The 13,174-nt window shown below is 70.9% G+C and carries 11 protein-coding genes and 1 pseudogene; 10 read left to right on the plus strand and 2 right to left on the minus strand.

Annotated features, from left to right (window positions below):
• The first annotated feature begins 156 nt into the window (after positions 1-156).
• Positions 157-1,023 (plus strand): alpha/beta fold hydrolase, encoded by an 867-nt coding sequence (locus IEY91_RS16895; protein WP_164327796.1) that lies wholly within the window; start codon positions 157-159, stop codon positions 1,021-1,023.
• Positions 1,024-1,031: 8 nt separating this feature from the next.
• Here the strand turns inward: IEY91_RS16895 and IEY91_RS16900 are convergent, their stop codons facing one another.
• Entirely contained in the window at positions 1,032-1,535 is a 504-nt protein-coding gene (locus tag IEY91_RS16900; RefSeq protein ID WP_189174597.1) for a CGNR zinc finger domain-containing protein, read from the minus strand.
• 108 nt (positions 1,536-1,643) lie between these two features.
• Between IEY91_RS16900 and IEY91_RS16905 the strand changes: the two genes are divergently transcribed.
• From IEY91_RS16905 to IEY91_RS16935, 7 genes and pseudogenes are all read left to right on the plus strand, one after another.
• Positions 1,644-2,525: an alpha/beta fold hydrolase gene (locus IEY91_RS16905; RefSeq protein WP_189174598.1), complete on the plus strand. Its 882-nt coding sequence runs from the start codon at positions 1,644-1,646 to the stop codon at positions 2,523-2,525.
• Positions 2,526-2,698: 173 nt separating this feature from the next.
• Entirely contained in the window at positions 2,699-3,130 is a 432-nt protein-coding gene (locus tag IEY91_RS16910; RefSeq protein WP_229697021.1) for a nuclear transport factor 2 family protein, read from the plus strand.
• Positions 3,131-3,245: 115 nt separating this feature from the next.
• Positions 3,246-3,602: pseudogene (locus IEY91_RS16915) on the plus strand (DinB family protein); the annotation flags it as partial.
• A 138-nt stretch (positions 3,603-3,740) separates the two neighbouring features.
• The gene (locus tag IEY91_RS16920; RefSeq protein ID WP_229697022.1) at positions 3,741-4,154 is read left to right on the plus strand and encodes a PaaI family thioesterase; all 414 of its coding nucleotides are present in this window, start codon (positions 3,741-3,743) and stop codon (positions 4,152-4,154) included.
• Between the two features lie 190 nt (positions 4,155-4,344).
• Positions 4,345-5,964 (plus strand): GMC oxidoreductase, encoded by a 1,620-nt coding sequence (locus tag IEY91_RS16925; protein ID WP_189174601.1) that lies wholly within the window; start codon positions 4,345-4,347, stop codon positions 5,962-5,964.
• Positions 5,965-6,018: 54 nt separating this feature from the next.
• On the plus strand, positions 6,019-7,035 hold the full coding sequence (locus IEY91_RS16930) for an ATP-binding cassette domain-containing protein (protein WP_189174602.1): 1,017 nt from the start codon (positions 6,019-6,021) through the stop codon (positions 7,033-7,035).
• Positions 7,032-7,823 carry an ABC transporter permease gene (locus tag IEY91_RS16935; RefSeq protein WP_189174603.1) on the plus strand — a complete coding sequence of 264 codons (792 nt, stop codon included), beginning with the start codon at positions 7,032-7,034 and terminating at the stop codon, positions 7,821-7,823. Before IEY91_RS16930 ends, IEY91_RS16935 begins: the two co-directional genes overlap by 4 nt.
• On the opposite strand, the gene IEY91_RS16940 is transcribed toward IEY91_RS16935, so the two are convergent.
• Complete coding sequence (locus IEY91_RS16940) at positions 7,804-11,037, minus strand: AfsR/SARP family transcriptional regulator (RefSeq protein WP_189174604.1); 3,234 nt, start codon at positions 11,035-11,037, stop codon at positions 7,804-7,806. The genes IEY91_RS16935 and IEY91_RS16940 overlap by 20 nt on opposite strands.
• 181 nt (positions 11,038-11,218) lie before the next feature.
• Between IEY91_RS16940 and IEY91_RS16945 the strand changes: the two genes are divergently transcribed.
• Both IEY91_RS16945 and IEY91_RS16950 read left to right on the plus strand, forming a co-directional pair.
• A complete protein-coding gene (locus tag IEY91_RS16945) occupies positions 11,219-12,484 on the plus strand; it encodes a sensor histidine kinase (protein WP_189174605.1) in 1,266 nt (421 codons plus the stop codon).
• Positions 12,469-13,116 (plus strand): response regulator transcription factor, encoded by a 648-nt coding sequence (locus IEY91_RS16950; protein WP_164327787.1) that lies wholly within the window; start codon positions 12,469-12,471, stop codon positions 13,114-13,116. The genes IEY91_RS16945 and IEY91_RS16950 overlap by 16 nt, the downstream gene beginning before the upstream one ends.
• Positions 13,117-13,174: the final 58 nt, after the last annotated feature.

The raw sequence follows: 13,174 nt of genomic DNA on the forward strand, positions 1-13,174 counted from the left end.
TGAGTATGAGCAGATGGACCGGGCACGTGGGTTCGGAACCTCTCCTGTTCGCCCCGGTAGAGCACCGCGGACGCTCGAAGAGATGAACCGGCCGAGCCACACCGCCGTCGGCCGTGCGGCAGCCGCTATACAAGCCGGATGTCCCAAACCGTCTGTATGCAAGCGACAGATCATGAGCTGGACTTCCGCGGATTCCGCTTCGTGGCGCGCACGGCCACCGCGGGCAACTCCGCCACCGAGCCCGTCGTCGTCCTCGGCGGCTCCTCGCAGGACCGCCTCTCCTGGCTGCGGTACGAGCGGCTGCTCCTGTCGCACACCAGCATGCTGACTCTGGAACTGCCCGGCTACGGAGACGCCGACCCCCTCCCGGTCGAGCACGGCATGGACTTCCTCGCCGACACCGTCCGCCACGCCGTCGACACGCTCTCGCTCGGACCGGTCAACGTGTTCGGAGCCTGCTTCGGGGCCTCCGTCGCGCTGCGGTACGCGCAACGGCACCCGCGGCGAACCGCGCGTCTGATGCTCGGAGGAACCGCCGTCGAGATCTCCCCCGAGTACACCGCCTCCGCCAAACGCTGGCGCGGCATGGTGGACGAGGGCCTGCTCGACGACCTGGCCCAGGACATGGTCGAGCAGTTCATGGCCCCGCCCGACCACGGACTGGTGCGGCGCCGCGCTGCCGTGGCACGCCTCATGCGGCAGAGGTTCGCCCGGCTCACCGCGCGCGAACTCGCCATGGACATCACCCATCACGAGCGTCTCCTGTCACACCCGTGGAGCCTGCCCGAGCCTGCCGTCACCGCTCCCGTCCTCGTGTTCACCGGCGAACACGACACCATCACCCCACCTCCCGTGGGACGGCGTGTCGCCCAGGGAGTGCGGGGCCGGTTCACCACGATCAAGGAAGCCGACCACCTGGTCCAGATCGAACGCGACACCGACCTGGCCGACCTGATGGCTCGCTTCTTCACCGACCAACCGCTGGAGACCCTCAGCTACCTCAACCCGGTCGAGCGCTTCTGACGATCCGCCTACGGCCGGTCGCTCTCCCGCACCCGAGCCTGGTGCCGACGGGCCTTGAGCCGGTTCCCGCACGTCTTCATCGAGCACCACCTTGCGGTGTTGGCGCGGCTGCGGTCCAGCAGGAAGAGGCGGCATTCAGGGTTCCCGCACGGCCGCAGACGGCCGGGCATGCGCTCCTTGACGTCGGCCCACGCGAGTACGAGTTCCACGGCGAGCCTGCGCCCCGGCTCCACCTCCAAGTGCCACTCGACGCCCGACGCACCGACCTGTGGGACTTTGCGGACGCCCGCGAGGACGCGCCCCAGATCAGGCTCCGCCGACGCACCCCACTCCACCGCCTGGAGCGCGTCCCGGGCGGTGCGCAGCCACCGGCGCTCCTCGTCGCCGCCGAGCCCTCCGTGCTCCCGCGCCCACCTGTCCACGTCGTGGTCGTCGCCCCACAGGTCCTGGCGTCGGTCATCGACGACAGGGGTGCTGTTCAGCGCCTGCATCAGAGCTTGGTCGTCGAGCACGGACCCCACCTTCCCAACTAACCCCATTGAATCGATTGACAGGTTACTCCAAGAGCGGTCTACTGGACGCCAAGAGGTAACCACCTCAAGGCATCTAAGGGGTTAGTCATGGTTGAGGTCCGCCACCAGTACGCGACCGTGCGGGGACATCGCGTCTTCTACCGCGAGGCAGGACCCCGCGAGGCGCCCACGCTCGTGCTCCTGCACGGATTCCCCACCAGTTCCCGCATGTTCCGCCAACTCATTCCGGCGCTGGCCGACCGATTCCACGTGATCGCCCCCGACCACCTCGGCTTCGGCAACTCCGACGCCCCGCCCGTGGACACGTTCACGTACACGTTCGACGCGCTCACGGACGTCACCGAGGCCCTTCTGGCCCAGCTCGGCATCACCCGCTACGCCGTGTACGTCCAGGACTACGGCGCCCCCATCGGCTGGCGCCTTGCCCTGCGCAACCCGGAGGCGATCACCGCGGTGATCACGCAGAACGGCAACGCGTACGAGGACGGCCTCGTGCCGGAGTTCTGGAAGCCGGTACGGGCGTACTGGGACAATCCGGGGCCCGACACCGAACCCGGCGTCCGTGGCGCCCTCGCGCTCGACGCCATCCGCTGGCAGTACCTGCACGGAGTGGACCGACCCGAGCTGGTCGACCCCGACACGTGGGCCGCCGACCACCGCGAGGTCAGCCGGCCGGGCAACGACCTCGTGCAGCTCGCCCTGTTCGGCGACTACGCCAGTAATCCGCCCCTCTACCCCCAGGTGCACGCCTACTTCCGGGAGAGCCAGGTTCCGCTCCTCGCGGTCTGGGGCGCGGGCGACGAGATCTTCGGCCCGGACGGGGCACGCGCCTTCGCGAGGGACCTGCCGGACGCGGAGATCCACCTGGTGCGCGGCGGCGGACACTTCCTGCTCGAAAGCCACCTGGACACCGTGGCCGGGTATGTCCGCGGGTTCCTGACCTCGACCGCCGCCGGCTCACCGCAGTGAAGCCCGCGAGGGGTTCCGAGGGCAGGCGAACGAGCTGCGGCCCCAGGACGTGCCCGACAGGCCGGTGACGCGTCGATCCGGCACCGGAGCCACGCGTATGGCTAGCCTTTCCGCGACCGATGCGGGCCGGGGCGGGCACGGGGGCCCGCCGCCGTAGAGACGGGAATCCTCCTGTGACCTGCCCCGGACCCGACGCCTCCGCGACCGAGCGCACGCGTGCCGTCGTACGCGAATTCCTCATCCGAATGGCCGCGGGCGATCCTGACGACATCGCCCTCTTGTTCGCGGAAAAGATCGACTGGCACATCGCACCCAACCCCGCCGCCCCGTGGACCCGCCCCCGGACGACGCGCGCGGACGCGGCCGACCACTTCCGTGAACTGGCCGCCGGAATGGTCCCCGACCCGGATCGGGTGAGGACCGACACGGTCATCGCCGACGGTGTCCATGGCGTGATCACTGGCCATCTCGCCGGGAGGGTACGCGCTTCGGGCAAGCCGTACAGCTCCCCCTTCGCGGTCCACTTCGTCGTCGAGGACGGGCTGATCACCGGCTTCCATGTGTACGAGGACAGCCTCGCCATCGCCGCGGCGTGCACGCCCTGAGCGGAGCCTGACGGATTCACGACCAACAGGGCGTGCCGGCAGCCATAGTGCTGCTGTGGACGTTCGGCGAGAGGTCCCCACAAACAATGGTGGACGCGGGCAGAAAGGTGCACCCATCGGTCTGGTGAAGCACTTGGCGGCTGTGGAGTACGGCTGGTTCTGTGAGACGTTCGCACGCGCCGCGGAGCCACTGTGGTTCGATCCGGAAACGCAGGACATGACCGTCGCCGATGACGAGACGATCGAGAGTCTTGTCGCGTTCTACACGCGTGCGCGAGCCGCCGCCGATCGTGCGATCTCCGAGACCGGACTTGAGGATCTGGGCAAGGCGTGGGACGGGCGCCAGGTGACGATGCGGTGGGTACTCATCCACATGCTGGAGGAAACGGCCCGGCACGCCGGGCACATGGACATCGTGCGAGAGCTGATCGACGGAGCCGCGGGAGACCACCGGGAGTACGCGGACAACTGAGCGGCCGTCGGCGCGACCTCCGGCGCTGATCCGTACGCGAGTTTCGCGGTGGGCGGCGGGACGGCAGCCGCCCCGGATGGGGCACGCACGCCGCCCACCAGCAACTCCCCCGCCCCCGCCCAGTGTTATGTTCCTTCGATGATGAACGCCGACGCGGCTCAGGCCGTCCTCGACAACAGCCCCTTCGGGCCTTGGTGGGGATTCCGGGTGGACGCCGTCGGCAAGGGACACGCCAAGGTCTCGCTGCCGCAGCGCCCCGAGCTCTTCCGCCCCGGCGGCGTCCTCCAGGGCGGGTGCGCGATGACGCTCGCCGACGTGACCTGCTGGATAGCGATCATGTCGCTGTTCGGCGAGGACGATCCGTCCGTCACCCAGCAGATGACGACGAGCTTCCTCGGCCCGGCCCGTACCGACCTGGTCTGCGAGTCCACGATCATTCGGCCCGGCCGCCTGATCGTCTACGGCACCGCGGAGACGACCGACACCGCCGGCAAGCTCGTCTCCCACCACACGCTCACCTACGTCCGGCCGCCGCGCCCCAGCGCGGTCTGACCGGACAACGCAGGGCACGTTCCGCCCAGTTACGTAGATCACCATGCCTCCCGCGCCCCCGCCGCAGCGGCATGAACGATGATCTTGGTGGGTACGAGATCGGACGGAAGTTACCTTTTGGTATGCCGTGACTTCCTTCGCCCACAGCAGTAGAACTCGTTTCGATTCCGTCAAGAGTGAGGAAGGTCACATGAGTGGTACAACCAGGCGTGACGCGTCGTCTGATGGACTGTCACGTCGAAGATTTATTGCTGGAACGGGTTCCATTCTCGGCGCGGCCGCGCTGGCCTCGCAGGCGTTCCCGGCCCGAGCCGCCGTGGACGGCGCCCGCGTCCCCGTCCTGGTGATCGGCACCGGATACGGCGGCTCCGTGGCCGCATTACGGCTCGCAGAGGCCGGCGTCGACGTACACATGATCGAGATGGGCATGGCCTGGGACACCCCGGGCTCCGACGGCAAGATCTTCGCCAACACCACCAGCCCGGACGTCCGTTCCTACTGGCTTCGCACCAAGACCAAGCAGCCCATCAGCAACTTCCTGGGCTTTCCGCTCGACAAGAACGTCCCGCGCCACACCGGGATCCTGGACGCCGAGGAGTTCGGCGGCATCACCGTCTACCAGGGCCGGGGCGTGGGTGGCGGCTCCCTGGTCAACGGCGGCATGGCGGTCACGCCGAAGCGCGAGAACTTCTCCTTCGTGCTTCCCTCGGTCGACGCGGCGGAGATGTATGCGACCTACTACCCGCGCGCCAACGCGGGCCTCGGGGTGAACACCATCGACCCGGCCTGGTTCGAGACGGCCGAGTGCTACCAGTACGCCCGGGTGGGCCGCAAGCACGCGCAGCGCTCCGGGTTCCCGTTCGTCTTCGTACCCGACGTGTACGACTGGGACTACATGAAGCGGGAGGCCGCGGGCACCGCCACCAAGTCGGCGCTCGCGGGAGAGATCCTCTACGGCAACAACCACGGCAAGAAGTCACTGCAGCAGACCTATCTCGCACGTGCCAAGGCCACAGGACGCGTCACCATCTCCCCGCTGCACAAGGTCACTTCGGTCACCCCGGCGGCCGGGGGCGGCTACACGGTCACGATCGACCAGATCAACACCAGCGGTGACACCGTCACCACCAAGGCCATGACGGCCGACAAGGTGTTCTTCGCCGCGGGCAGCGTCGGCACCAGCAAGCTCCTGGTGAAACTGCGGGCCACCGGCGCCCTGCCCGGCCTCAACGGCGAGGTCGGCAAGGGCTGGGGCGACAACGGCAATGTCATGTGCGGGCGCGCCAACCACCTGTGGGACCCGACCGGGGCCCTCCAGTCCGCCATCCCCACGGCGGGCATCGACAACTGGGCCGCGGGCGGCGCCTTCGCCGAGGTGGCGCCACTGCCCACCGGCATCGAGACGTACGCCTCCTTCTATCTGTCCATCACCAAGAATCCGAACCGCGCCGAATTCTCGTGGAACGCGGCGGCGGGCCGGGCCGAGCTGAACTGGCAGACCGCCTGGAAGCAGCCGTCCATCGACGCCGCCAAGACGATCTTCGACAAGATCAACGCCAAGGAAGGGACGATCTACCGCACCGACCTCTTCGGCGTCTACAAGATCTGGGGCGACCACCTCACGTACCACCCCCTCGGCGGCGCGGTCCTCGGCAAGGCGACCGACAACTACGGCCGTCTGCACGGCCATCCGGGTCTGTACGTCATCGACGGCGCGCTGATTCCCGGCAACACCACCGTCAACCCGTTCGTCACCATCACGGCGCTCGCCGAGCGGAACATCGAGAAGATCATCAGCACTGATCTGTGAGGCTGAAACCGCTGTGAAACCGCGTTGAACGCGTCATGCCGCAGCCTCTGCGGCATGACGATCACGACATCGCGTTCACCCGCCATCGCGGCCAAGGGGCTGCGCAAGGCCTACGGGGACAAGACGGTCCTCGACGGCATCGACCTGGCGGTACCGACAGGCACCGTCTTCTCCCTGCTCGGCCCCAACGGCGCCGGCAAGACCACCGCCGTCAAAATCCTCTCCACCCTCATCACCGCCGACGCGGGCGAGCTGCACGTGGGCGGCCACGACCTGGCCTCCGACCCACAGGCCGTGCGATCCGCGATCGGCGTCACCGGGCAGTTCTCCGCCGTCGACGGCCTGATCACGGGCGAGGAGAACATGCTGATCATGGCGGACCTGCACCATCTCTCCCGCCGCGAGGGGCGCCGCACCGCCGCCGCACTCCTGGAGCGCTTCGACCTGGTGGAGGCCGCGAAGAAGCCCGCCGCCGCCTACTCGGGCGGCATGCGGCGCCGCCTCGACATCGCCATGACGCTGGTCGGCGAGCCCCGGATCATCTTCCTCGACGAGCCGACCACGGGCCTCGACCCGCGCAGCCGCCACACCATGTGGCGGATCATCCGCGAGCTGGTCGCGGGCGGCGTCACCGTCTTCCTCACCACCCAGTACCTGGAGGAGGCCGACGAACTCGCCGACCGCATCGCGGTGTTGAACGACGGCAGGATCGCCGCCGAGGGGAGCGCCGAGGAGCTGAAGCGGCTCGTCCCGGGCGGGCATGTGCGGCTGCGGTTCACCGACCCGGCGACGTACCGGTCCGCGGCCGTCGCCCTGAAAGAGGTCCTCCTCCCCCACGCTCACGGCGTCGCCGGAGCCGGGGTCTCTGCGGTCACCTCCGACGAGGCGCTGTCGCTGCACATCCCCAGCGACGGCAGCCAGCGCGAACTGCGTTCCCTCCTCGACTGGCTGGACGCGGCCGGCATCGAGGCGGACGAGCTGACCGTGCACACCCCCGACCTCGACGACGTGTTCTTCGCCCTCACCGGCGGTTCCGTCGCCCCCGTCCAGGCCACGGAGGCCGTCCGATGAGCTCCCTCTCCCCCGCCGTACGCGACTCGGCCACGATGCTGCGCCGCAACCTCCTGCACGCGCGGCGCTACCCGTCGCTCACCCTGAACATCCTGCTGATGCCGATCGTCCTGCTGCTGCTCTTCGTCTACATCTTCGGCGACGTGATGAGCGCGGGCATCGGCGGTGGCGGCGCCGACCGCTCCCAGTACATCGCCTATCTCGTCCCGGGCATCCTGCTCATGACCATCGGCGCCACCCCGGCAGGGACCGCCGTGTCCGTGTCCATGGACATGACCGAGGGCATCATCGCCCGCTTCCGTACGATGGCGATCCACCGCGGGTCGGTGCTCATCGGGCACGTCGTCGGAAGCGTGCTGCAGGCGCTCGTCAGCGTGCTCCTCGTCGGCGCCATCGCCGTGGCAGTCGGCTTCCGGTCCACCGATGCGACGGTCCTGGAGTGGCTGGCGGCCTTCGGGCTGCTCGCCCTTGTCTCCACCGCCTTCACCTGGATCGGTGTCGGGATCGGCCTGGCCAGCCCGAACGCCGAGGCGGCCAGCAACCACGCGCTGCCGATGGTCGTCTTCCCGTTCATCTCCAGCGCGTTCGTGCCGGTCGAGGCGATGCCGGGCTGGTTCCAGCCGATCGCCGAGTACCAGCCGTTCACCCCGGCCATCGAGACCCTGCGCGGACTGCTGCTCGGCAGCGAAATCGGCAACAACGGGTGGCTCGCGGTCGTCTGGTGCCTGGGTCTGGCCACGCTCGGCTACCTCTGGTCGACGTCGCTGTTCAACCGCGACCCGAGCTGAGCGCGCGGGCTGCCTCCCGCAGCTCGTCCCGCCCCAGGGCGGCGTACGTGGACACGGCGTCGACGTACGCCGCCGCGTCGGCGTCCTCGGCCACCCGTCGGGCGCGGGCCGCCGACATGGTGGGCTGGAACTCGCGCAGCACACGCAGCCGTTCGGCCAGCGCGATCGTCCGCACGGCGGAGGCGTCGCCGGACGCGAGGCCCGCCATGCCGAGTGCGTGCAGCACCGTCCCGAGCACGGGGAACGCCATGGCGTTGCGGGACGGGCCGGAGAGCAGCGTGCGCAGGCGCTGCCGCAGCCGTTCGGCCGGCTGGGCGACGAGGTCGAGGCGGCCGGCGTACGCGTGCGCCGTCACCGCCGCCGACTGGATCTGCAGCGCCCACGGGTCGAGCCAGGGGTCGCCGATGTACGTCGATGCGGCGGCGCCGGGCAGCCGCTCCATGGCGTCGCGCCACAGGCCGAGCCCGGTCTCCGTCAGGCCGCGGACGAGCGCGATCTCGGCTCGTGCGCCGAGGTCGGGGCTGTAGAAGGCGTCCTTCCGCGGAGTGCTGTCGCCCTCGGCCTGCCGCAGCCAGTACTCGGCCTCGTCGGGGTCGCCGCGCTGCAGGCAGGCGAGGGCGAGGCCCCAGGTGATGCCGATGTAGTCGTGCTCGTCACCGAGCCGCGGCAGCGTCCGCAGCGCCGCGTCGAGATGGGTGTACGCGGCGTCGCCCCGCCCCGTCTTCAAGCACAGCTCGCTCAGCCGCGAATGGCCCAAGAGCTGCAGGGACGGCACGTCGACCGGTGCCAGCGCGGCGATCATCCGCTGGGCCGAGGTGAGCGCGCGGTCGATGTCGTGCTCGTACTCCCAGACGTAGGTGGCGACGCACTCGGCGATGCCGGCGACCAGGGGCCGCTCGCTGGCGCAGAGCCTGTGCAGCACCTCGTGGTCGGGAGGCAGCATCTCGGGGACCGCGCCGAGCACCACCGCGGTGGCGCGCAGCAGTGTGTCCGGCGGGTCCGGGGGCAGGCGCCGGAGGGTGACGAGGTGGCGTACGGCGTGCGGGCCGTAGTCCATGAACAGGCCCGCCGTGCACAACACGGCGGCGGCGCGGGTGACTTCGACGTACTCGGGCTCGGGATGGTAGTGCGACAGCGGCGGTCCTGTGTCGGCGGCGAGGACGGCGAGGCGCGGGTAGTTGAAGTCGGTCGACCACAGGGCGGCGAGCACCGCGGTGAGGGCGGCGACGGTGGGGCAGTCCGTACGGACGAGAGCGAGCCGCAGGGCCAGCACGAGGTTGTCCTGCTCGGCCCTGATCCGCACCCGGACGGTCAGCGGCTCGGCCCCGAAGAGCCAGTCGTGGTGTTCGACCCCGAAGCCCCGCGCCCAGACGAGGAATCGGCCGACGATCTCCTCTTCCTCGCCGGCCTCCGCGCGCCGGGCCGCGCTGAACTCCCGTACGGTCTCGAGCATCCTGAACCGCGTGCCGGCCGGGGTGTCGGCGACGGTGAGCAGCGACTGACCGGCCAACTGCTCCAGCAGGGGCAGCGGATCCTCGCCGAGCATCCGCTCCGCCGCTTCGCCCGAGAAGCCGCCGGGGAAGACGGACAGCGTGCGCAGCGCCGCCCGCGCGTCCTCCGTAAGCAGGTTCCAGCTCCACTCCACGACGGCGTGCAGCGTGCGGTGGCGCTCCGGTACGTCCCTCGCCCCGCCGCGGAGCAGCGCGAACCGGTCGCCGAGTCGGCGGGCGATCTCCGCCACCGAAAGAACCCGCACCCGCGCCGCCGCCAACTCCACTGCCAGCGGCAGCCCGTCGAGGTGACGGCACACCTCGGCCACCGCGTCCGGCGGCAACTGCACGCCGGGCCGGGCGCCGCGGGCGCGCTGCGTGAACAGCTCGGCCGAGGTGTCGAGGGCGAGCTCCGGCAGCGCGTACACCGCCTCCGAGGTGAGGTCGAGCGGGGCCCTGCTGGTGGCGAGCACGCGCAGGTCCTTCGAGGACGAGACCAGGGTGTGTACGAGGTCGGCGGCGCCGCGGACGACGTGCTCGCAGTTGTCGAGGACCAGCAGGGCGGGCCCGGAGCCGAGCACGCCGAGGATGCCGGCGGCCGGGTCGGCCGGGGCGTGGCCGCCCATGGCGCCGTGCCGCCCCTCGCCCGCGCCGAGCGCCGCGGCCACTTCAGCGGCCACGTCCTCGTCCGCGGTGACGCCGGCGAGCGGCACGAAGTGCACGACGCGCTGTTCGTTCCCCGAGCTGTCGGCCTCGCTGGAGCAGGGCAGACCCCACTGCCGGCTGACGGCGTGCGCGAGCCGGGTCTTGCCGAGGCCGCCGGGGCCGACGACGGTGACGGCGCGGGAGGCACGCAGCAGTCGCTCCACCTCCGCGATGTCGTCGTCGCGGCCGAGGAGCGGGTTCGGCTCGTGCGGCACACCGTGCCTGACGACGGGCGCCTCGCCGCGCAGCAGCTCTTCCTGTACGGCCTTGAGCCCGGGGCCCGGGTCCGTGCCGAGTGCCTCGCGAAGTTCGCCGCGGTACGCCTCGTACCGGGTCAGCGCGGCGGACGGGCCCGCCGTCGCCGCCTCGCAGCGCAGCAGTTCGGCGAGCACTTCCTCGTCGCGCGGATGCTCCGCTGCGGCCACGGCCAGCGGCCCGGCTGCCTCCGCGTACCGCCCCAGCCGGGCGAGTGCGAGGGCCCGTGTGCGGACGAGCGTGCGGTGGACGGGGGCGCGTTCGGCGCGGAGGGCGGCGACGGGGTCGCCCCGGTCGACGATGTCGTCGGGGATGCCGTGACGGATGCCATCAGAGATGCCGTCCGGGGTGCTTGCCGGGATGCCTTCCTGGGTGCCCTCCCACAGAGCGAGCCCGGCCTCGGCCGCGGCCAGTGATCCGGCGTGGTCCCCTGCCCTGGCCCGGTCCGCGCTCGCGGCGGCGTGCAGGAGCAGGGCGGAGCTGTCGACCTGGTCCTCGGTGAGGCCGAGCCGGTATCCGGTCGCCGTGCTGGCGACGACGTGCGCGCCGAGCTGCGCCCGCGCCCTGGACACGAGGACCTGCAGCGCCTTGCCCGGCCGCTCCGGCAACTCGCCGTCCGGCCACAGCCCCGCCACAAGACGCTCGGTGCTGCGGCCCGCGCGCAAGTCCCCCGCGAGCAGCGCGAGGAGGCCGCGGATCCGGGGCGCGGTGACCTCGCGTCCGCGGTGGGCCACTCGCGGCAGCAGGGTCAGGTCGGTGGTCACGTGTGCACATTAGCCAAGGCTTGCGAGCGGGTGAGAGGCGGCGAGGGCCGCGGTGTGCGGCGGGCGTGGGTGGCTGGGCGCACGGGTGGGTGGGGCCAGACCCACTCCTGGGCCGACCGGGGCGGATGCGGGCTGCTCGCGGTGCACAGTGGAGTCTCCGAACGAAGGCGGAGGACATGTCATGCGACTGCTGGGTACGTGGGTGGCGCGCGTCGGTGAGGGGTTCGTGCGGGCGTGCGTCGTGGCGGTCGTCGGCCTGCTGGTTCCCGGCGTGTGGGCGGTCGCCGTGGCGTGGGGAATCTGGTGGGGGGCGGGCAATCCGTGGTCGTGGGTGGCGCCGTTCGTGCTGGGGTGCGTGGGCACGTTGGCCCTGTCCCGCCCGGTCTGCCGGACGGTCCGCTTCCTCGTCGCGAAGTGGACGGCCACGGTCGTCCCCGCCGGTTACCGGCGGGCGGGGCCGGTGACGCGGATGTCCACCGGGTACTGGTGGAACGGCTTCAGCTATGAACGCACGCGCCGCGACGCCCTCATGGACCAGAAGTGGCGGGTCCGCTTGAGCGATCCCGCCAACTGGCGCGACCTGCGGTTCGTGGGGATCGTGCCGTTCACCGCCGGGGTCGTCGCAGCTGTCCCCGCCGCCGGGGTGGCCGCGGCGGTCGTCGGGCTCGGTCAGCCGGGGCTCGGCGCCCGCATCGGCGGCGCGCTCGCCCCGGTCGTGGCCGTCGCCGTGGCGCCGTACGCCTGGCGGCCGGTCGAACCGCTGGCCGTCCGCTTCCTGCGCCCGTCGTCCGCGATGGCCCTCGCGGACCGCGTCGACGAGCTGACCGCGCAGCGCGCGGACGCGACGATCGCGCAGGCCGCCGAGATCCGCCGCATCGAACGGGACCTGCACGACGGGGCGCAGGCCCGCCTGGTCGTGCTCGGGCTGTCCCTCGCGACCGCGGAGAAACTGATGGAGACCGACCCCGACCAGGCCAGGTCGCTGATGCGGGAGGCACGGATCGGCGCCGCCACGTCCCTGGCCGAACTGCGCGAACTGGTGCGGGGAATCAACCCGCCGGTGCTGAACGACCGCGGGCTCGTCGACGCCGTCCGCGCACTCGCCCTGGACACCCCGCTCGAGGTGACCGTCAGCGCCGACGTCCTTCTCCACCTGGACCCGCCGATCGAGTCCGCCGTGTACTTCGGGGTCGCCGAACTGATCACCAACGCTGTCAAGCACGCCCACGCGACCCGCGCGCACGTCTCCCTCGCCCGGGAGGGCACGGCCGCCGACCTCGTCGCCGTGGTCGAGGACGACGGCCGGGGCGGAGCCGAGGCGCGCTCCGGAGGGGGCATCGACGGACTGCGCCGCCGCCTCGCGGCCTTCGGTGGCACCCTGGACGTCAGCAGCCCGGCGGGCGGACCCACCCTGGTGAGAATGACGGTGCCATGCGAATCGTCGTAGCCGAAGACCTCTACCTGCTGCGCGACGGCATGGTCCGCCTCATCGAGGCGTACGGACACCAGGTGGTGGCCACGGCGACCACGGGCCCGGAGACGCTGGGGGCGCTGCTGACGTGGCGGCCGGACGTGGCCGTCGTCGACGTACGGATGCCGCCCACTCAGTCGGACGAGGGGCTGCGCGCCGCCCTTACCGCCCGCCGCGAACTGCCCGGTCTTCCGGTCCTGATCCTCTCCCAGTACGTCGAGCAGCTCTACGCCCGCGAACTGCTGGCCGACGGCGCGGGCGGCATCGGCTACTTCCTCAAGGAGAGTGTGTTCGACGCCGACCAGTTCATCGACGCCCTGGAACGCGTCGCGGACGGCGGAACCGCCATGGACCCGGCCGTCATCGCCAAACTGCTCGCCGGCGCGCCCTCGAACCGGCGGCTCGACCAGCTCACCGAACGCGAACACTCCGTGCTCGGCCTCATGGCGGAGGGCCTGTCCAACCAGGCCATCAGCAAGCGGCTCTTCCTCAGCGAGAGCGCCATCAGCAAATACACCACTTCCCTGTTCGGCAAGCTCGGCATCACCGACGACGACAGCAGCAACCGCCGCGTCCTCGCCGTCCTCACGTACCTGAACAGGCCCTGACCCGCCGGCAGACGACTGCGCCGGGGGGACTCGGTGCGGACGTCGGCGCTGGATCACG

The sequence above is a fragment of the Streptomyces lasiicapitis genome, assembly GCF_014646335.1.
Taxonomy (GTDB): domain Bacteria; phylum Actinomycetota; class Actinomycetes; order Streptomycetales; family Streptomycetaceae; genus Streptomyces; species Streptomyces lasiicapitis.